Here is an 18,498-nt window from a genome sequence, read left to right as displayed (position 1 = left end):
ATAATGTAGTAGAAATATGTATACAAAAGGAGTCGAACTATGGAGTATGTGCTAATAGGTATAATTTTATTATTATTAGCTGGAGTGTTCGTACTGTTTTATAAAAATAAACAGTTAGAATCAGAGAGTCAGCAAGTGGAATTTGAAAAGAAGCAAGCAATTGAAACGTATGAAAATGAAATTGCAGCTACGGTTATAGAACATAAAGAACAACAAAATACATTGAAAAATATGGAACAGAAGAAATACAATGATTTACAAGTAAGTGCAAATAGAGAACTTGAAAATATGCGTATGATGAAAAATCAGTTAGCTATGCAACATAGTAAAGAACGCAGTGAAATGCAAGATAAACATAGTAATGAAATACATATGTTTCAAAAGCTAATTGCAGATTTACGAGAGTATACTAAAAATGGCGCTGAAGTGAATACACATGAAACATTATATTATATGAAGCGAGGATTTGTAGAGCAAGGAATAATAGTAGATAATGAATTTCATATTATGCCGAACGTTTTCGTTAGAAATAAGCGTGGAGGAAATGATTTTCGAATTCATCATCTTGTCTTAAGTAAAACGGGCATATATCTACTTGAGACGAAAGAATGGACGGGGAAATTAATTCATGGTTTAACGAAAGAAAATGCTAGTATATATTCATTTATGATTGATGAAATTGGTAAGTATCAACTAGAAGTTGAGAAAGAAGAGACGTTTGAATGGATTACAGGTGAAGATGCATTAACGCTACAAGTGAAAAATGAAGGGAATCCAGTATGTAAAGCGAAGAAACTATCTCACATTTTATACAATAGTTTGAAAGAAATACAAGTTGATATTGTAAAAGAAAATGTAAAACCAGTTGTATATTTTTATAATGAAAGTGGTAAAGAATTGATAGATCTTTCTGAAGAAGAAACGCCGAGATTAAAAGATAGGGAGCAAATTGTAACGTTCTTTAGAAATGAAATCTTAACAGGGAAAGTAATATATACAGAACAAGAATTAGAAACGATTCGAGAAATGATTAGTAGAATGAATTAAAAAGGGGAGAGCTTTCTGAACGCTATATTACATGGCATTTTGTATGTTTATTTTTGTTTGTATATAATAATGTATCTTGCGTTTATTTTCGTTATTGATATGGTTCATATGTCCTTAAGTGTAAAGAGTATTTTTGTGGTAGTCATGCCATTTATTATATTAGTCATGATTCAAAGAGCTATATTATATGTTTCTAAGAATCGTAATAAAGAAAAAGAACAAATGTTAAAAGTAAGGATGGTAGGACTCATTCCATACAGTGGAGGTAGTTGACTTCAATCGATAGTGAACGTCTTGTTTTACAATTTGATAATGATGGGAAATTTATAGAATATAAGGTGCAACGAGATTAATATAGTGAGGAAAAGAAGTTATATATTGTATAACTTCTTTTTCTTTTTCAATACATTGTAGAAGGGGAATAGGAGGTTTGAATGGAATAAGGAATGAAAGCGGATGTGATGCATATATATAGATGCATTGGGTTCTTTTTTGTAGCACTGTATAAAATGAAAAGGAGGTAAGACGGTGAAGGCAATACCGACTGATGTCCTGAGTAAAGAATTGATGGAAAGAGAAGGAGTTATATCTATTACTGTGAAGGAATTTGAAAAGATAGAAGTAGCTGGAGTAGTGGTCGCTGGTCCTGCAGTTATTTTGATTAATCAAGACTAAGTACATATTATCAATATAGAAAAGTAGTGAAAGCATCCGTCTAGGATGCTTTTTATTTGTGTGAAAGAGAGCGTATAGTAGATAATTGGGGTACTGGGGGGAGAGTATGTGGCAATTATTATAACGATGTTAGTGATGGGGATTTTATTAGGGTTCGTTGGGGCTGGGGGAGCCGGTTTCATTATCGCGATACTCACTTTAGTATTCCATATTCCTATCCACGTTGCTCTTGCAACATCTTTAACAGCTATGGCATTTACGACATTATCTGGGGTTGTAAGTCATTATCGTGAAGGGAATGTTGTGCTTATTATAGGCGGGATTGTTGGTGGATTTGGAGCATTGGGTTCTTATATCGGTTCTAAGTTTGGTTCACTCATACCAGCACATCTTCTTCATTGGTTTACGGCAGGAATGTTGTTTTTATCAGCAATTTTTATGTTCATGAAATTGATTATGTTCCAAAACAGGGAACAGTCGTCTTTATATAAACATAAAGAGCTTTCAATAAACAACTTGATGAAATGTATATGCCTCGGATTAGTTACTGGAATGATGGCCGGTTCATTTGGGATTGGTTCTGCACCATTTATTCAACTCGGATTAATGGCTCTATTAGGATTAACGATTCAGCAATCTGTAGGAACGACTATGCTTGTTATATTGCCGATTGCAATTGGGGGCGGGCTTGGATATAGTTCGGAAGGGTATTTAGATTACATATTGTTATTGCAAGTATTGATCGGGACTATGCTAGGTGCATACGTTGGTGCAAAATTTACAAATTATGCACCACGCATGCTTTTGAGGTTTTCAATGATTATGACACCGATTTTGGCTGGATGTATGCTATTGATAGAATAAAACTAATGTAGAAAACTATTAATATCTTTTACGAATGAATTATGTAAGTAATTCATATTTCACATATATGAGGGTTTGCTTTAATATTATGAGTATAAAGTTCGAGTATTCGAAGTACTACTTGAATTATATCCCTATCCCTTTTCTAAAAATGCGAACAAGTTTTGCCCTATTCTATTCAATATTTAATTGTATAGAAATATATTGTTCGATGCCCATTATGGAACGTACATAATGGGAAAATCCCGATCCTTAAAGAGGATGCCCCTAATCTTCATGTGAAAATATGATCGGATATGAAAGCTGGCCAATTGATGGTCAGCTTTCTTTTTGTTCAAAAACTAGCTCTTCTTTAATCTCGGTTTGTAATAATAAAGTTTTTCCGAAGCGACGTTTACATTCCGCACGCACTTTTTCAATTGCCAGTAGCTGAGAAGTGGCGGGAACTGTAACAATAGCTTGGCGAGGATTACGATTTTCTTCACAAAAGACACATTCCACAACGTATTTAGAAATCATATTTTCATCCTTCCGGTTTTAATTTCTAAGAAGGGATTGTCTATGAAGTTGATGTAAGTTTTCGTCATTGTTTACCGATTTTCCTCTTTTTTTTTAGGGAGAAATTGATAAACAACGACGAATTTTAGTAGAAGAGGAACCAGGTTATAGTGTGAAAGTTATAAATAAAATATACGAAAAAGAAGGTATTACATATGGAATTCCCGTCTATGTTCATTATTACTTTGTAGAAAAAATAGGCGGTAATATGAAAATACAAGATCCTGATGAGTTAATACATGAAATTGCTTGGAAAGGAATACATGAAGTTGAAACATTATCGTTAGCTTTTCCGGTGGGTTACGAGTTAATATGCCAATACGCAAATAAAAAAGCAAGTACTTAAATACTTGCGTCTTTAATGTATCCATGACAAGAAAAGCGGAACGATAACTAAACTAGCTCCTGCTGTTAAAAGCATGGATAAACTGGCAATTGTTCCTTCAACAGGGCCGATTTCAAAAGCTTTTGATGTACCGGTTCCATTTGCACTTGTTCCTAACATAATGCCTTTTGCGAGCGCAGTTTTAATGCGGCATATACGTATAAGAGATGGGCCGAGCAATGCTCCTGTTAACGCAGTTAAAACAACAAATACTGCTGTTAATTGGGACATACCGCCAATCATTTCTGAAATTGCCATTGCAATCGGTGTCGTTACAATGTGTGGGGCTAAACTGTGCTCAAGTGTTGAATCAATTTGAAAATAATTAGCTAGTAGTGCGGAAGTAATAACTGATAAAAATGAACCGACAATGACATTAAGCAAGATGGCTATGCCGTGTTTTTTCAATAAATCAAAGTATTTATAGATTGGCCATGCAAAAGCTACTGTTGCAGGTTTTAATAAGTCTGTTAGCCATTGACCACCAGACTCGTATGTTTCATAAGGGGTATCCAATCCAAGCAATAAAGCAATTAAAATAATTGGACAGACAAGAAGAGGAGAAAGTAGGCTCCAATTCCAGCGTTGATACAATTTTTTTGATATCCAATATGTGAATAGTGTTAATAGTAAACAAAGAAAGCCGATCATTGCGTTGATCCTTTCCGCTTAAGTAGCAATTCTGTTAAAAGTCCTGTAGCGAGAGTGACACAAAGTGTACTAATCATGATAATCAAAATGATATCGATTCCATATTGTGATAATGTATCTTTGTAGCGTATGACAGCGACTGCAGAAGGGATGAAAAATAAAATAAGTTCTTTTAATAAAAAGTCTGCGCCATCTTGTACCCATTCTTTTTTCACTATGTTAAATTTTAACGAAATTAATAATAAAAAAATACCGATTATACTTCCTGGAACTGGGAGGTGTGCCTGCTTTGCAATCCATTCGCCTGTCCAAGCGAAACAAAATAATAATAAAATTTGGCCGCTTAATTTCCACCATTTCATACAGTAAACACCTCTTTCTTTTTTTATAAAAATTGTAAAAAAGAATTAACAATTTCTACTATACGTTCATTCGAAATGTTTGTCTAATATATAAATTTTGTGGTATTAATATATTAGGTGTATTAATCGAAAGTGAAAAGGGTGTCCAAAATGGAATTACGGCATTTGCAATATTTTGTTGTAGTGGCAGAAGAGTTGCACTTTGGACGAGCGGCTGCTCGTTTACAAATGACACAACCACCGCTTAGTCAACAAATTCAGCAATTAGAAAAAGAAATGGGAGTTATGTTATTTTCAAGAACAAAGAGAAGAGTTGAATTAACAGAAGCGGGAGAAATGTTTTTAAAAGAAGTAAAAAAAGCGTTTGAACAAATTGAAAAAGCAGTAGAAGTTGCACAAAGTGCACAAAGGGGAGAAGTAGGATCACTTTCAATTGGTTTTGTAGGAGCGGCGATATATGATATTTTACCATCTATCGTCAGGGAGTATAGAACGAAATTTCCGAGAGTATCTGTTGCATTACATGAATTGTCTACGCCAGATCAAGTGCATGCACTTCATGATAATCGTATTGATATTGGCTTTTTACGTCCACCAATTTCAACACAATTACTAGAATTAGAACCAATTCAAAGGCTTCCTTGTACGTTATGTTTACCGAAGGCGCATCCACTTGCTGAGAAAGAGGAAATACATATAGAAGATTTACGAGATGAACCGTTCGTATTTATTACGAGACCAGTATGGCCGGCGTTGTATGATACAATTTTATCTCTTTGCCGAGAAGTTGGGTTTAGTCCACGTATTGTACAAGAAGCAACGGAATATCAAACAGTTATGGGACTTGTAGCAGCAGGAATCGGAATTACGGTAATACCTGTATCGGCAAATAAATTGTATAAAACAGAAGTCGTATATAAAGAGTTATGTGATTCTAATTTTGTTGCAGAAATGTCAGTGGCTTACAAAAAAATGAATAGTAATCCAGAGCTTTTAGAGTTTTTAAAAATTGCAAGAGAGAAGAAAAGAATAGAAGTAGAAGATGCGTAATAACAGTAACGGTTTAATTCAGATATATAAAAGTACACCTTGTTAAACAATAAAGCGGAAATGCACTAAATTGCATTTCCGCTTTATTGTATTTTTTTTAGCTCAATACTAAATAGATAAACGTGCTCATTTTCTTTTAAGAGTGCGTCAATACCTGTTTCTTCATCAATTGCATTTACGCTTACAGTTTCTTTACTGGATTGGATTACAGCAGCTAAAATTGTTTTTTGATTGTATCTTAAACTTTTTGCAGATTGAATTGTAGTAGTTGCAGAACTATTTACGTTTGGTGGCTCATCTTCAGGAACAAGCGTGGAACCACCGTCAATATTAATATACCATTGACCTTTTCCATGTATATTGTTATTCAATTGGAGATTTGGTGCTATGAAAGAAAGTTTTATTTTCTTTTCTACAAAATATGATGCAGCTATGTTCGCGATTTCTTTTACTTTTTTACCATTTTGATAATATTCAATTTTAGCCTGAAGTTCATCTTTATTATTTTTGATTGTAACATCATAAAACATTCTATTTCCTTCACCTATAGGAGTCATTTGTAAAATGTCAGATTGCTCTTTTGTTAACTTATGTGGTTTAACAGTGGAACCTTCACTATTTTTTAATGGATTACAATTAGTGAAAAGTAATAAAGAAAGAAGAAACAGCAATTTCAAACGCATATAACCCCTCCTTTTTTACAATTATAGTATATTAATGGAATTTTAACTATTTTATTTTCTAGGACTAAAGGCTTAGAAAAGATTCAGATTGTAGTGCGATGTTTAAAATGTCATATTTTTATACACTAGTAGTATAGAATGCGTATGTTATAAGGTAGGGGAAGAAATTTATGTCTTTATGTCGGTTAGCGAGAAAAAATATAAGAACATTTGCTGCCAAAAGGATGAAGCAATTTATATGGATTGCTATGAGTACTATCATTTTATTTTTTATGGTATCGCTACAATTTAATGAAGTAGCCGTTGGGGAATTAGGGGATACACTTGTATTTCAAATGTGTTTTTCCATGCTGTTTATCGTAGTCATTTTCATATGTATGTTTATTACATATAAAATGACTTCTTCTCTTCTGCAAGTGAGGAAAGAAGAAGTTAAATCTTATGTAGCAGTGAATAGGAAGAGAACTGAAGTGCTATGTTTATTATGTCAGGAGCAATTATTTATTTATGGAACGGCGTTTATTTTTGGATTAGTTAATGGGATGTTATTTTTAAAATTATTTACGATTATCTTTATGAAAATAGCAGGAATACAAGGGATAAATAGTGCACCGATTACAATATATGCAATAGTAGTAGTTAGTATGATTATGATCGTTATCCTTCTATTATCGATGGTGCAATGTTTTCGATTTGTTCAAAGTTTACAAGATAAAAATTCGTTTCATTTCAAGAAAAAGGCATGAGAAATCATGCCTTTTTCTATTTTACACATAAAAATAATCATGTTACAGTGAAAAGACCTTACAAAGAATGGAAAGGGAAGGGTATATAGAATGACAAATGAACAATCAATTGTAAAAGTTGAGCGATTGACGAAGAAAATCGGTTCAAAGACACTTGTACAAAATATTAGTTTTGAAGTAAAAAAAGGCGAGGTTGTTGGTTTACTCGGACCAAACGGTGCTGGAAAAACGACTTTAATGAGAATGATGGTCGGTATGATCCGTATGACAGAAGGTGAAGTGTGGATTGATGGTCAATCTGTGAAACAGCAATTTGAAAAAACTGCTGCGAAAATTGGTGCTGTAATTGAGGCGCCAGAATTTTATCCTTTTTTGAGCGGCTATGAAAATTTAACATATTTTGGACGAATGAATGGTAATGTGTCAGAAGAACGTATCGATGAAGTAGTGAAATTGTTAGGGATGGGACAAGTAATTGACCGCAAAGTAAAAGCATATTCACTCGGTATGAGACAACGTTTAGGAATCGCACAGGCGCTTATTCACAATCCGGACGTATTAATACTAGATGAACCAACGAATGGATTAGACCCTAGCGGAATACATGAAATGCGTATGTACATAAAGAAAATTGCACACGAACAAGGAAAAGCTGTTCTTGTATCTAGTCACTTACTTTCAGAAGTTGAATTAATGTGTGATAGAGTTATCATTATTCAGCACGGGGAATATGTGGCGACGCAAAATATTCAGCATAGTCAAAGCGAAGAGATGGAGACAATCCGTATACGTGTAGATGATGCGAATAAAGCTGCAAAAATGTTAGAACAAGATGTTTTAATAAAAGGTAATGATCTACTTATTAATGTAAAAGATGAAGAAATCCCAAATGTTATTCGTACATTGCTTGAGAAAGATATTCAAGTGTATCGTGTATATGAAGAAAGAAAAACGTTAGAAGAGCAATTTTTAGAATTAACAGGGGGAAAAGATATTGTTTAATTTGGTGTATAACGAGCTGTATAAAATATTTAAACGTAAAAGAACGATTATTCCTTTTGCAGTTATTGCGGTATTAATTATTGGATTAGGATGGGTTACGGTAAAGTATTTAGAGCCAGATACAAAAGAGTGGAAAGCAGACTATACAGAACGAACTGTAGAAATTGAAAAAAAACTTGGCATGAAAAAAGAAGCTATTTTAGCAGAAAGGTCAGGGGACGAGCTTGTAAAGGAATATCAGCTTAAAATGAAGCATTTAGATACGGATACAGCACCGGCAAGCAGTTCTCCACTTTCTTTCATAAGAGATACAGGGTTTATCGTATTTCCAATTTTGCTTCCATTTATCCTTGTGTATGCAAGTACAATTTTTGCGAATGAATACAGCTGGGGAACATATAAATTTTTAACGATCCGTCCAGCGAGTCGATTTAAAATTTTAACAGCAAAATTTTTAGCAATCGTGATATTTGCAGCCTTATTGTTTATATTTAATATGATTTTCTCCGCCTTATGTGGACTTGTTATTTATAAATTCCAACAACCTGCATGGAGTGAGTTTATTTTCCAAGATGGAAATATTATAAAACAAAATATTTTTGTAGAAGCAAGCAAGTACTATATTTTATCGTGGTTGCCAACTATTGTGTACGCAGCGTTTGCGTTTATGATTTCTGTCTTAACAAGATCTAGCGGAGGCGCAATCGGTATTTCACTGTTTCTTGCTTTATCAGGAAATATCGCGTTACTTCCAGCATCTAGATATGAATGGGCAAAATATTTGTTACCAGCAAACACAAATTTATATGGTATTTCAAAGAGCGGAAGTTTTATTGATGGAATAACATTCCCGTTTGCTTCTTGTATGCTACTACTTTATTTATTTGTATTTTTAGGTGTTTCTTATACTGTATTTTTAAAACGTGATTTAACATAAAGAAAAGCCGTTAAGTATCTCTCTTAACGGCTTTTCTTTATGTTAATTGTTTAAGAGCTTTTTCAGCTAGCAAAGCGAAATAATTTGCGCTGATAGGTAATGCTTGTTCATCGATAGTGAAAGAGGGATGGTGCCATTCATGTGTACCACTTGTTCCCATAAAGACGAATGATCCTGGTATGTGTTGTTGATAAAAGGAGAAATCTTCTCCAGCCATGGAAGGGGTAGGTGTAATCACGTTTAGTGACATTTCCTCTGCAATTTGAGTACATAAATGAGTAAGACTTGCATCATTATGAACAGCAGGAGGACCTGGATAAAAACGGAATTCTGTTTTTACACCTAGTGCATCAGAAACGCCCTTAATAATACGTTCCATTAAGGCTGGAATTTTTTCGCGTGTTTCAGCTTGGAAAGTACGAACAGTACCTTCTAATGTTGCTTTTTCAGGGATAACGTTCCACGTATTTCCTGAATGGATGTTTGTAACGCTAACAACTGCATTATGAGATGAACTTATATTTCGGCTTACAATAGTTTGTAGTGCCATAACAATTTGAGAGGATGCGACAATTGGATCTACGCCCGCATCTGGTACAGCTGCATGTGTACCGACTCCATGAATTTCAATTTCAAATCGATCGACTCCGGCCATTAGTGGACCATCTTTAATACCAATTGTACCTACTGGCAAATCAGGTTTATTATGCATGCCGAAAATAGCTTGCACATTTTGTAAATGTCCTGCATCAATAACTTTACAAGCACCATTACTGCTCTCTTCAGCTGGCTGGAATATAAAGCGAACCGTTCCGTTTAGGGAAGATTCTCTTTCTTTTAATAAGAAGGCTGCACCTATAATAGCAGCTGTATGAAAATCATGCCCACAAGCATGCATTTTTCCGTGGGTTTTTGAAGCGTAGGGTAAATTTGTTTCTTCCTGAATAGGAAGGGCATCAATATCAGCACGGATTGCTATAATTGGTCCGCTATCATTCCCAGCGATTTCAGCAATAACGCCCGTTTCTAAACTAGAATTTACAATAGTAATGTTTTTCTCTTCTAACCAATTTTTTATAGCCTTCGTCGTTTTAAATTCTTCATATGATAATTCTGGTTGCTCATGTAAATTTCGACGAATAGAAATTAGTTTTTCAGTTAATTGCTCTAGATCTGATGCCACTTATAATGCCCTCTTTCTAAAATAAAGTATTTACTATAAGTATACAATAATAAAAGAGAGGATTCTCAAATGAAAACCCTCTCTCGCTTATCCTGTAAAAGCCTTCACTTTATGCGGCAACTTTTTTATGTGTAGGATGTTTTTGATAACGACCACGCATTGCATATGCAATTTGCGGGATTGCAATACCAATTAAAATAAGTGATACACCGAACCATTGTGAAGATAGTACAGCTTCTTTTAAAACGAATACAGACATGATTGTTGTAACTGGTAGTTCCGCTGCACCAAGAATAGTCGCTAAGCCAGAACCGATTTTTGGGATACCGATTGTAAAGGCGATAGACGGGATAACGATACTAAATATCCCTAATCCTAATCCATATTTCCAAAGGCCTTGAGAAATAGCGCCGCTAAAAATAAATGTTGGTGGAAATACGATCATGACTAATGTTAAAGCACCAGCCATTAGTAGGACACCACGTGGTAAGGAAGGAACTTCGACCGCTACTTTACCACTTACGAAAATATATGTTGCAAATGTAACAGCAGATAATAAACCTAAAATGATTCCAGTCATATCGAAATCACCTGCTGATTTTTCTAATAAACCACTTGATAAAAATGTACCTATAAGTAAGAAAATAACCGAAATAACTTTTTCTCTTGAAGGTAGCGTTTTTGTTGCAACTGCTTCAATGATAATTCCGACCCAAACGAATTGGAATAAAAGAATAATGGCAATAGATGCTGGCACTGTTTTTAATGAAGCATAATAAAAAATCCCAGTAAAACTTGCAGATGTTCCTGCTACGAATAAAAATAAAGCTTGTTTTAATGGAACACGGTGTCTAGAAAATAGAAGTGTAATAGCAAGCAAAATAATCCAACCGAACAAATATTGGCTGCCAATTACCTCTCCAAGTGAGAACCCCTCTGCATAGGCAAGTTTAACAAAAATAGCTAAAATTCCATAACTACACGCTCCTAATAAAACTAATAGAGAATAACGAAGCATGAAAAATTCCTCCCATCTATATGAAATAGTTCCGTATCGAAAATATATAACTAGAGGGAAGTATACAAAATTAAAAATGAAGGGTCAAATGAAAGAAAAGTGCGACATTTTATAGAATAATAATAAAAGTATGATATTTATGCATAATCTTGAAATTAATAATAATAGAAGTATTGTAAAAACAGCATTGTATTGTATAAAGATAGCATTTGAAAAAAATATTTTTTTATCAATATGTATGTAGATGTACTTGCGACGTGCTAATCATTTGAGAAACTACGTTACCTTTGTTATGTTAATAACAAATAGAGGAGTTTCATAATTTGGTTGAGATTTTTCTATATAATAGAAGGAAATGAAAACGTTTTATTAGAAGTTGTGTGAAAGAGTAGTTTTTCTTATTGCCACGTTGGAAAAGTGAATTCACGAATTGTTCATAGTATTTTTATGTGTTTTTGCTACAATATTTAGGGAGAGGAGTGGAACAATGCAAGATATTAGTATTTTTTTAGCGTTTGGCGCAGGATTCTTATCATTTATTTCCCCATGTTGCTTACCGCTTTATCCGGCATTTTTATCGTACATAACAGGTATGTCGGTTTCAGAGTTGAAAGAAGAAAATGCAATGCTTCGAAAAAGAAGTATGATACATACAGCGTTTTTCTTACTTGGATTTTCAATTATATTTATTGCAATTGGATTTGGTACAAGTTTTATCGGGGGCATTTTTACAGATTATAAAGATTTAATTAGACAGTTAGGTGGTATATTTATCATCGTGTTCGGTTTAATTATTGTCGGTGTGTTTAAGCCGAAGTTTTTAATGCAAGATCGTAAATTCACGTTTAAAAATCGTCCGAGTGGCTATTTTGGATCCGTTCTAATTGGATTGGCCTTTGCTGCAGGGTGGACGCCTTGTACAGGACCTATTTTAGTGTCTGTTATTGGATTAGCAGCAACAAATCCAGAATCAGCAATGATTTATATGATTGCATACATACTTGGATTTGCTATTCCGTTCTTCGTACTATCATTCTTTATTACGAAAATGTCTTGGATTAAAAGAAATAGTATGAAGTTCATGAAAATTGGAGGATACGTTATGATTGTCATGGGTATCTTCCTCTATTTTAACTGGATGACAAAGATTATCGTATATTTCTCAAGTTTATTTGGTGGTTTTACCGGTTTTTAGTATTATTCTGTGAAAATGTTGGAAATACTAACGGAAAAGCATATAATGAAAGTATATTTTGCATATAGCCACAAAAAAGGATGAGAAAATATGAACATAGTTGTTTTATCCAGTATGGTTGCTGTTTGTATGGCTGTCGGTGCGATGTTTATTCGTTTAAAAGCAGCTAAGAAACCTGCAACATTGAAAAAAATTATACTTCCACCATTTTTTATGAGTACGGGAGCATTGATGTATGTTTTTCCTGAATTTCGATTAACTCCAGCAGAAATGTTAGAAGCAATTGGTGTTGGTTTGTTTTTCTCTATTTTTCTTATTAAAACATCTAAATTTGAAATTAGAGGACAAGAGATTTATTTGAAGCGTTCAAAAGCATTTGTTTTTATATTAATTGGATTACTTGTAGTGCGGATTGTATTTAAAACATACTTAAGCCAATCTCTTGATTTAGGACAACTTAGCGGCATGTTCTTCTTGCTTGCGTTCGCGATGATTGTATCATGGAGAATTGCAATGTACCGTTCCTTTACGAAATTACAGAAGGAAATGGAAAAAGAAGATGATTTTTATAATGAAAAAGATATGAAATTAACTTAAAACTGTATATGCATCAAATAAAAAAGACAGCGTCAAAGGCGCTGTCTTTTTTATCAAAAATAATGTGAAGTTACTTTGCAAGTAAAGATTTATAGTTAGAATAATCAATCTCTTTCTCTTGCAGTTTTTTAACTAAAAATTTATGGTCACGCTTCGGTGTGGCAACGATATATCCTTTTATAATTAAATCTTGTGTAATTTGAGAGGCATTTTCTTGTAATGCAAGTTCTCCAATTTTTCCAGCAATTTTTGATTTGGCCACATCACGAAATAGTTCTGGAACGGGACTTACGAGCTCTTCTAACAATTGTTTTTGTTCATCAGCCCATAGATGTCTCGTTTTATTAATATAGTGCTCTTCCCAATCTAAAATGGACATACCATCTTCTTTTGGTAATCGTTTTAAAAATTTTCTGAACATAAAATATCCACCGATAGACATAAGTCCTAATAAAATAACCGTCCACAATACAATGAACCAACTAAACCATCCTTCGAGCAAGTATATCCCCCCTTAATGATTACGGTTTTCTTTTATTCATATTATAAACAGTGAGATTCATAGAAAGCAAGAACGCTTGGCTATTTTGACCAAGCGTTATCATTTAAACGAAGTATAGTTGTTCAACACATAAATTATTATTATCTTCTTCAATGTACTCAATAATAAGTGTGCCAACTTTACGATCTTTATCTTCAGTTGTGAAAATAGAGTAAGAAGTAAAACGTGCTGTTGATAAGCCGCTTATATGTGTAGGTAAAGAAATGTAGTCGTTATCGCGGAAGAATTCCATTAGTTCAATATCCTCAAATTCTTTTCGGTCAACTTGTTTGTTTGTATAGCGGCGTTGAAGTTGTTTTAAAGATTCATTCCAAGAAATTGCTTTTGTGTCGTATACCATTGTTATATCTCCTTACTGTATGTAATCGTTAAGAACATACGTTCTAATCTAGTATACTCTTTTTATTAGAAAAGAGAAAGCAAAAAATAATGTAAGCTTGGGTCTCCAAGCTTACATTATTGATGCGTCCGTCATGATCTCTATTTTTTATTATAAGTTACATAAGAATAAGAAACAAGATGATATATATAATGTTGATAGTTTTCAAAATTCTGTATATTATAAGTGTACTAAAGTGCAAGGGAATGAGAGGGATGACATATATAATTTCACTCCAAGGACCGATGGCAAGCGGAAAAACAACATTGGCTAAAAGATTAGAAGAGAGAGGATATTCGGTTGTATATGAAAATCCTTATCCAATTGTAGAAAAGCGAAAAAAATTACATTTAGATATAAGTTCAAAAGAAGGTTTTCTTACAAATCAAAAAATGTTTATGGAAGCAAAAATAAAAGAGCTTCAAAGTGCGAAAGGTTCAGTCGTGATTTTTGATCGTGGTCCAGAAGATATAGAGTTCTATTCGCTTTTCTATCCAAAACTTATAGGAAAAGAGTGGGATATAGAAACAGAATTACAAGATGATTTATGTAAATTAAGAGAGTATCGTTCGGATGCAATTTTTTATTTAGATGTTTCGGAAGAAAATGTATATGATAGAAAAAATAATGATAGAGCTAGAAAACGAAGTACATTTGAGGAGCAATTTAAATTAGTAGAAACTGAAAAAGAATGGTATAAACAATTTCCGGTAACTTATGTGGACACGAATAAATTAACAGTGGACGATTTAGAGGTATATTTTACGGACTGGTTAAAGGAGAGAGGGCTATGAAAAAAATACTTTTGTTTGTATACCCAACATTTGCGGAGTTTGAAATAACAGTAGCAACGGCATTGTTGAAAAATAAATTTGAAATCATTACAGTGGGTTTAACACAAGAATTGATTATAAGTGAAACAGGTTTGCAAGTGCAACCACATATAGAATTAAGGGAAGTGCGTGTAGAAGAATATGAGGGGATTATTATTCCGGGCGGAGATGCGATACACATGAAGGATGCAGAGGGACTATTTTCAGTCATCCGTCAATTTCACGAACAAGAAAAATTAGTAGCCGCTATTTGTGCTGGACCGTATGCGCTAGCAAGAGCAGGCTTATTCAAAGAAATCTCGTATACAGTGACCATAGATTATCAAAAGCTTGATTTTTTTCCAGTAGAAAATTTTGTGTATAAAGAAGTTGTGCAACACTCAAATATCATTACAGCACAAGGACATGCATTTGTACCATTCGGAATAGCCATTGCCTCTTACTTTGGAATAGCGAACGAACATAATACGAATTTTTATGGCGGTAAGGGCAATGTGATGATGGAGAAGCTTTTACCAGAAAACGTGTGAAAGCTAGCAAATGCTAGCTTTTTTCTTTTTGACATCGATAAATGGCTAACGTTTTTGGATCACGCCATATACCGTTATGAAGTGATAATTCATTTTCTACTTCTTCTTTTAGCCATTCCTTCATTTCTGCGTGAAGATATGTATTATCAGGTATATTTAACGACGGAAACATGCTAGAAATATAGTTTAAAATCGGAGTAGCATGATGAAAAACGAGAGCATTATGAATAACTTTTACTTCAACAGTTGGAAAAACAGACTGTAATATCTCTTTGCCATTTTCTAAACAAAATGGAGTGACTGATGATGTTGTTTTCGGCAAATCAAATGCGTCTAACATGCGGTTACACATTTCAACTATACGAGGTAATGTAACGTTAGAATTTGTTGTAGCTAAGAGTGAGCCACCAGGACGAATTACTTTATGGAATCCTTGAATTGCTTTTTTGACATTTTTCATGTGATATAACATATGTCTTGCGACGATCCAGTCATAGCAATTAGCTTTGAAAGGAAGTTTACCAGCATCACCTAGTCTCCATTCAATTATGCTATTCTTTATGGCTGCTTCAGAAAGCATCGTTTTCGATTGATCAAAACCGGTTAGTCTTCCTGTATGACCGTTAGTTTGTAATAGGGAAAGAAAATTTCCATTAGCGCACCCAACCTCTAATATTTTTTCGTCTCCTTGAAGTTGTAAATGTTCCATGACGACTTCATCTAAATTCACTTGTTTTTCTTCGTAATGTCTATGCGTATCGATACGTGTTTGTAAATGGTTACTTACGTTGTATTGGCGTTTTACATCATTCATTTTTTCGCATTCCACTTTTGTGCAAAATTGCTGAATCGCATGTGTTAATACGTCGGTTTTCTTTAAACCTTCGTAATGGAGTGCCGATTCAAACCTTTCAAGTAATGTTTCTTCAATTCGAAAATGAATATCTTTTCGCTTCGTCATTGAAATCTCGCCCCTTTGCATCTGTTAGTGAGACTATAGCACGCCTGAAAAATTTGTGTAAATCATTTGTGTACACAAATGGAGGAGATGAAAAAAATGTTTGAATATGAGTTTAAACTATTGACGATTTAACCGTTTTCATATATTCTTAAATTAAGTAATATTCAAATAATTCAAAAGAAATGAGAGAGTCACATGCTTCTTCAAGGAACACATCGAATTGGTCGTATGGCCATGCTGTTGGCACTTGCGGATGAGAATGAAAGCCCTGTATTATCTATTCCAAAAGGTTGGAAATATTGTACGGGGAAAGTGGGTTCGATGAATTCGCAAAAAGTTGTAGCAGCAATGGAAACAGCGGCTAAAAGCAACCAAGTTATTGAAACAGACGTTTACAGAGAAACACATGCACTTTATCATGCAATTATGGAAGCTTTGTACGGAGTGACGAGAGGTCAAATTCAGTTAGCAGACGTTCTTCGTACAGTAGGACTTCGTTTTGCGATTGTGCGCGGTACACCATACGACGGAAAAAAAGAAGGCGAATGGGTTGCTGTTGCATTATATGGAACGATTGGTGCACCTGTAAAAGGATCTGAGCATGAGGCGATTGGTTTAGGAATTAATCACATATGATTTGCCCATAGTCTATTAGTTAGAAGGGGGCCTTACTTTTTTAGGACAGAAGTCTGTCTTAAAAAGATAAGGTCCCCTTTTGCCTTTTTAAGGAGGAAAAAAGAATGATTACGTTAACAGGACATACATTGACAGTTGAAGAAATGAAGAGGTTGTTACTTGAAGGAGAAGGTGTAACAGCTTGTCCAAATAGTATGCAAAAGGTAGCGGAATGCCGTGAAGTAGTTGAGAAAATCGTAGAAGACGGAAAAGTCGTTTACGGTATTACAACTGGATTTGGAAAGTTTAGTGATGTGCTAATTCAAAAAGAAGATGTAAAGGCACTTCAGCACAATTTAATTCAGTCACATGCATGTGGGATAGGCGATCCATTCCCAGAAGAAGTATCACGCGGTATGTTAATTTTACGAGCGAACACGATGCTTAAAGGAGTATCTGGTGTTAGACCGCTTGTTGTAAATATGCTTCTTGAGTTTGTAAACCGTAAGATTCATCCAGTCGTTCCGCAACAAGGTTCACTAGGTGCGAGTGGAGATTTAGCACCTTTATCTCATCTTGCTCTCGTTTTATTAGGAGAAGGTGAAGTGTTCTATAAGGGAAAACGAGTTCACGCAATGGTTGCCCTTACTGAAGAAGGTCTTGAGCCAATTGAACTTGAAGCAAAAGAAGGTCTGGCGTTAATTAATGGTACGCAGGCGATGACAGCGCAAGGCGTACTGTCTTATATAGAAGCGGAAGCAACGGCTTATCAAGCTGAATTAATTGCATCTATGACAATTGAAGGATTACAAGGCATTATTGATGCATTTGATGAAAATGTTCATAAAGCACGCGGTTATAAAGAGCAAGTGGAAGTAGCGAGTAGAATCCGTGACATCCTTCATGATAGTAAGTTAACAACAAAACAAGGAGAACTTCGTGTACAGGATGCATATTCACTTCGTTGTATTCCGCAAGTACACGGTGCTTCTTGGCAAGTTTTAAATTATGTGAAAGAAAAATTAGAAATTGAAATGAATGCAGCGACAGATAACCCACTTATTTTCGATGGCGGAGAAAAAGTAATTTCAGGTGGTAACTTCCACGGTCAACCGATTGCATTTGCGATGGACTTCTTAAAAGTTGGAATGGCAGAACTTGCAAATATTTCAGAGCGCCGTATTGAACGCTTAGTAAATCCGCAGTTAAATGACTTACCACCATTTTTAAGTCCAGAACCAGGACTTCAGTCTGGTGCAATGATTATGCAATACGCTGCAGCGTCACTAGTTTCTGAAAATAAAACGTTAGCACATCCGGCGAGTGTTGATTCAATCCCGTCATCAGCTAACCAAGAAGATCACGTAAGTATGGGAACAATTGCTTCACGCCATGCACATCAAATTATTCAAAATGTAAGACGTGTTCTTTCAATTGAGATGATTTGTGCGATGCAAGCAGCAGAATATCGCGGTATTGAAAACATGAGTACAGTGACGAAGAGTTTCTACCATCAAGGTCGTCAGCAAGTACCTTCTATTACAAATGATCGCATCTTCTCAACGGATATTGAAAATATTACGCATTGGTTAAAAACGAATTATTCGATAAAAGAAAGATTAGATGTAAACGCAGCACTATAAAATGAGAAAAGGGAGAGATTGA

The 18,498-nt window shown here is 34.5% G+C and carries 22 protein-coding genes and 3 pseudogenes; 16 read left to right on the top strand and 9 right to left on the bottom strand.

Features of this window, described 5'->3' with window-relative positions; genetic code table 11:
* Positions 1-39: 39 nt before the first annotated feature.
* From ACQKNI_RS08250 to ACQKNI_RS08235, 4 genes and pseudogenes are all read left to right on the top strand, one after another.
* Positions 40-1,047, top strand: coding sequence for a nuclease-related domain-containing protein (locus tag ACQKNI_RS08250; protein WP_098840741.1), 1,008 nt, complete (start codon positions 40-42; stop codon positions 1,045-1,047).
* A gap of 69 nt (positions 1,048-1,116) precedes the next feature.
* Positions 1,117-1,302, top strand: a pseudogene (locus ACQKNI_RS08245) (hypothetical protein); the annotation flags it as partial.
* Between the two features lie 273 nt (positions 1,303-1,575).
* Complete coding sequence (locus ACQKNI_RS08240; protein WP_000644411.1) at positions 1,576-1,722, top strand: BC1881 family protein; 147 nt, start codon at positions 1,576-1,578, stop codon at positions 1,720-1,722.
* A 108-nt stretch (positions 1,723-1,830) separates the two neighbouring features.
* Entirely contained in the window at positions 1,831-2,586 is a 756-nt protein-coding gene (locus ACQKNI_RS08235) for a sulfite exporter TauE/SafE family protein (RefSeq protein WP_088229974.1), read from the top strand.
* A 318-nt stretch (positions 2,587-2,904) separates the two neighbouring features.
* On the opposite strand, the gene ACQKNI_RS08230 is transcribed toward ACQKNI_RS08235, so the two are convergent.
* Positions 2,905-3,105 (bottom strand): DUF3903 domain-containing protein, encoded by a 201-nt coding sequence (locus tag ACQKNI_RS08230; protein WP_088229973.1) that lies wholly within the window; start codon positions 3,103-3,105, stop codon positions 2,905-2,907.
* Between the two features lie 127 nt (positions 3,106-3,232).
* Here ACQKNI_RS08230 and ACQKNI_RS08225 point away from each other — a divergent pair.
* Positions 3,233-3,490: pseudogene (locus ACQKNI_RS08225) on the top strand (NUDIX hydrolase); the annotation flags it as partial.
* Positions 3,491-3,502: 12 nt separating this feature from the next.
* On the opposite strand, the gene ACQKNI_RS08220 reads toward ACQKNI_RS08225, so the two are convergent.
* Both ACQKNI_RS08220 and ACQKNI_RS08215 read right to left on the bottom strand, forming a co-directional pair.
* A complete protein-coding gene (locus tag ACQKNI_RS08220; RefSeq protein WP_098840742.1) occupies positions 3,503-4,180 on the bottom strand; it encodes an LrgB family protein in 678 nt (225 codons plus the stop codon).
* Complete coding sequence (locus ACQKNI_RS08215) at positions 4,177-4,542, bottom strand: CidA/LrgA family holin-like protein (RefSeq protein WP_088229971.1); 366 nt, start codon at positions 4,540-4,542, stop codon at positions 4,177-4,179. The genes ACQKNI_RS08220 and ACQKNI_RS08215 overlap by 4 nt, the downstream gene beginning before the upstream one ends.
* Before the next feature lie 150 nt (positions 4,543-4,692).
* Between ACQKNI_RS08215 and alsR the strand changes: the two genes are divergently transcribed.
* The gene (gene alsR / locus ACQKNI_RS08210; protein ID WP_088229970.1) at positions 4,693-5,592 is read left to right on the top strand and encodes an acetoin biosynthesis transcriptional regulator AlsR; all 900 of its coding nucleotides are present in this window, start codon (positions 4,693-4,695) and stop codon (positions 5,590-5,592) included.
* Between the two features lie 83 nt (positions 5,593-5,675).
* On the opposite strand, the gene ACQKNI_RS08205 is transcribed toward alsR, so the two are convergent.
* Positions 5,676-6,275, bottom strand: coding sequence for a histidine kinase (locus tag ACQKNI_RS08205; RefSeq protein WP_427282307.1), 600 nt, complete (start codon positions 6,273-6,275; stop codon positions 5,676-5,678).
* A gap of 170 nt (positions 6,276-6,445) precedes the next feature.
* On the opposite strand from ACQKNI_RS08205, the gene ACQKNI_RS08200 reads away from it, so the two are divergent.
* The 3 genes from ACQKNI_RS08200 (at position 6,446) to ACQKNI_RS08190 (ending at position 8,960) form a co-directional block, all read left to right on the top strand.
* Positions 6,446-7,021: an FtsX-like permease family protein gene (locus tag ACQKNI_RS08200; RefSeq protein ID WP_098252590.1), complete on the top strand. Its 576-nt coding sequence runs from the start codon at positions 6,446-6,448 to the stop codon at positions 7,019-7,021.
* Between the two features lie 90 nt (positions 7,022-7,111).
* Positions 7,112-8,023 carry an ABC transporter ATP-binding protein gene (locus ACQKNI_RS08195; protein WP_088229967.1) on the top strand — a complete coding sequence of 304 codons (912 nt, stop codon included), beginning with the start codon at positions 7,112-7,114 and terminating at the stop codon, positions 8,021-8,023.
* On the top strand, positions 8,016-8,960 hold the full coding sequence (locus tag ACQKNI_RS08190; RefSeq protein ID WP_088229966.1) for an ABC transporter permease: 945 nt from the start codon (positions 8,016-8,018) through the stop codon (positions 8,958-8,960). The genes ACQKNI_RS08195 and ACQKNI_RS08190 overlap by 8 nt, the downstream gene beginning before the upstream one ends.
* A 37-nt stretch (positions 8,961-8,997) precedes the next feature.
* On the opposite strand, the gene ACQKNI_RS08185 is transcribed toward ACQKNI_RS08190, so the two are convergent.
* Positions 8,998-10,143 carry a M20 peptidase aminoacylase family protein gene (locus tag ACQKNI_RS08185; RefSeq protein WP_098883121.1) on the bottom strand — a complete coding sequence of 382 codons (1,146 nt, stop codon included), beginning with the start codon at positions 10,141-10,143 and terminating at the stop codon, positions 8,998-9,000.
* 109 nt (positions 10,144-10,252) lie between these two features.
* Entirely contained in the window at positions 10,253-11,161 is a 909-nt protein-coding gene (locus ACQKNI_RS08180) for an EamA family transporter (protein WP_088229964.1), read from the bottom strand.
* Between the two features lie 321 nt (positions 11,162-11,482).
* Between ACQKNI_RS08180 and ACQKNI_RS08175 the strand changes: the two are divergent.
* The 3 genes and pseudogenes from ACQKNI_RS08175 (at position 11,483) to ACQKNI_RS08165 (ending at position 12,953) form a co-directional block, all read left to right on the top strand.
* Positions 11,483-11,632: pseudogene (locus ACQKNI_RS08175) on the top strand (peptidase T).
* Between the two features lie 16 nt (positions 11,633-11,648).
* A complete protein-coding gene (gene ccdA / locus ACQKNI_RS08170; protein WP_087958716.1) occupies positions 11,649-12,356 on the top strand; it encodes a cytochrome c-type biogenesis protein CcdA in 708 nt (235 codons plus the stop codon).
* A gap of 90 nt (positions 12,357-12,446) precedes the next feature.
* On the top strand, positions 12,447-12,953 hold the full coding sequence (locus ACQKNI_RS08165; RefSeq protein WP_088229963.1) for a CcdC family protein: 507 nt from the start codon (positions 12,447-12,449) through the stop codon (positions 12,951-12,953).
* A 70-nt stretch (positions 12,954-13,023) separates the two neighbouring features.
* Here ACQKNI_RS08165 and ACQKNI_RS08160 read toward each other — a convergent pair whose 3' ends face one another.
* Both ACQKNI_RS08160 and ACQKNI_RS08155 read right to left on the bottom strand, forming a co-directional pair.
* Positions 13,024-13,455 (bottom strand): DUF2621 domain-containing protein, encoded by a 432-nt coding sequence (locus ACQKNI_RS08160; RefSeq protein ID WP_088229962.1) that lies wholly within the window; start codon positions 13,453-13,455, stop codon positions 13,024-13,026.
* A gap of 103 nt (positions 13,456-13,558) precedes the next feature.
* Positions 13,559-13,855 carry a hypothetical protein gene (locus ACQKNI_RS08155; RefSeq protein WP_088229961.1) on the bottom strand — a complete coding sequence of 99 codons (297 nt, stop codon included), beginning with the start codon at positions 13,853-13,855 and terminating at the stop codon, positions 13,559-13,561.
* Positions 13,856-14,100: 245 nt separating this feature from the next.
* On the opposite strand from ACQKNI_RS08155, the gene ACQKNI_RS08150 reads away from it, so the two are divergent.
* Positions 14,101-14,688, top strand: coding sequence for an ATP/GTP-binding protein (locus ACQKNI_RS08150; RefSeq protein ID WP_170933752.1), 588 nt, complete (start codon positions 14,101-14,103; stop codon positions 14,686-14,688).
* The gene (locus ACQKNI_RS08145) at positions 14,685-15,257 is read left to right on the top strand and encodes a DJ-1/PfpI family protein (protein ID WP_427282306.1); all 573 of its coding nucleotides are present in this window, start codon (positions 14,685-14,687) and stop codon (positions 15,255-15,257) included. The genes ACQKNI_RS08150 and ACQKNI_RS08145 overlap by 4 nt, the downstream gene beginning before the upstream one ends.
* A 13-nt stretch (positions 15,258-15,270) precedes the next feature.
* Here the strand turns inward: ACQKNI_RS08145 and ACQKNI_RS08140 are convergent, their stop codons facing one another.
* Positions 15,271-16,218: a class I SAM-dependent methyltransferase gene (locus ACQKNI_RS08140; protein WP_140417304.1), complete on the bottom strand. Its 948-nt coding sequence runs from the start codon at positions 16,216-16,218 to the stop codon at positions 15,271-15,273.
* Positions 16,219-16,413: 195 nt separating this feature from the next.
* On the opposite strand from ACQKNI_RS08140, the gene hutP reads away from it, so the two are divergent.
* Complete coding sequence (gene hutP, locus ACQKNI_RS08135) at positions 16,414-16,854, top strand: hut operon transcriptional regulator HutP (protein WP_000926516.1); 441 nt, start codon at positions 16,414-16,416, stop codon at positions 16,852-16,854.
* Between the two features lie 104 nt (positions 16,855-16,958).
* Complete coding sequence (gene hutH, locus ACQKNI_RS08130) at positions 16,959-18,476, top strand: histidine ammonia-lyase (protein WP_088229956.1); 1,518 nt, start codon at positions 16,959-16,961, stop codon at positions 18,474-18,476.
* Positions 18,477-18,498 lie beyond the last annotated feature (22 nt).

This window comes from Bacillus sp. NPDC094064 (assembly GCF_050279585.1).
GTDB lineage: Bacteria > Bacillota > Bacilli > Bacillales > Bacillaceae_G > Bacillus_A.
The sequence above is the reverse complement of the archived record's forward strand: the minus strand, read 5'-3'. Positions and strand labels throughout refer to the sequence as shown.

Coding starts and splice junctions, on each gene's coding strand:
- ACQKNI_RS08155 (WP_088229961.1), bottom strand. CDS start 13,855: ATGGTATACGACACAAAAGCAATTTCTTGGAATGAATCTTTAAAACAA.
- ACQKNI_RS08150 (WP_170933752.1), top strand. CDS start 14,101: ATGAGAGGGATGACATATATAATTTCACTCCAAGGACCGATGGCAAGC.
- hutP (WP_000926516.1), top strand. CDS start 16,414: ATGCTTCTTCAAGGAACACATCGAATTGGTCGTATGGCCATGCTGTTG.
- ACQKNI_RS08220 (WP_098840742.1), bottom strand. CDS start 4,180: ATGATCGGCTTTCTTTGTTTACTATTAACACTATTCACATATTGGATA.
- ACQKNI_RS08230 (WP_088229973.1), bottom strand. CDS start 3,105: ATGATTTCTAAATACGTTGTGGAATGTGTCTTTTGTGAAGAAAATCGT.
- ACQKNI_RS08195 (WP_088229967.1), top strand. CDS start 7,112: ATGACAAATGAACAATCAATTGTAAAAGTTGAGCGATTGACGAAGAAA.
- ACQKNI_RS08200 (WP_098252590.1), top strand. CDS start 6,446: ATGTCTTTATGTCGGTTAGCGAGAAAAAATATAAGAACATTTGCTGCC.
- ACQKNI_RS08215 (WP_088229971.1), bottom strand. CDS start 4,542: ATGAAATGGTGGAAATTAAGCGGCCAAATTTTATTATTATTTTGTTTC.
- ACQKNI_RS08180 (WP_088229964.1), bottom strand. CDS start 11,161: ATGCTTCGTTATTCTCTATTAGTTTTATTAGGAGCGTGTAGTTATGGA.
- ACQKNI_RS08145 (WP_427282306.1), top strand. CDS start 14,685: ATGAAAAAAATACTTTTGTTTGTATACCCAACATTTGCGGAGTTTGAA.
- ccdA (WP_087958716.1), top strand. CDS start 11,649: ATGCAAGATATTAGTATTTTTTTAGCGTTTGGCGCAGGATTCTTATCA.
- alsR (WP_088229970.1), top strand. CDS start 4,693: ATGGAATTACGGCATTTGCAATATTTTGTTGTAGTGGCAGAAGAGTTG.
- ACQKNI_RS08140 (WP_140417304.1), bottom strand. CDS start 16,218: ATGACGAAGCGAAAAGATATTCATTTTCGAATTGAAGAAACATTACTT.
- hutH (WP_088229956.1), top strand. CDS start 16,959: ATGATTACGTTAACAGGACATACATTGACAGTTGAAGAAATGAAGAGG.
- ACQKNI_RS08205 (WP_427282307.1), bottom strand. CDS start 6,275: ATGCGTTTGAAATTGCTGTTTCTTCTTTCTTTATTACTTTTCACTAAT.
- ACQKNI_RS08165 (WP_088229963.1), top strand. CDS start 12,447: ATGAACATAGTTGTTTTATCCAGTATGGTTGCTGTTTGTATGGCTGTC.
- ACQKNI_RS08250 (WP_098840741.1), top strand. CDS start 40: ATGGAGTATGTGCTAATAGGTATAATTTTATTATTATTAGCTGGAGTG.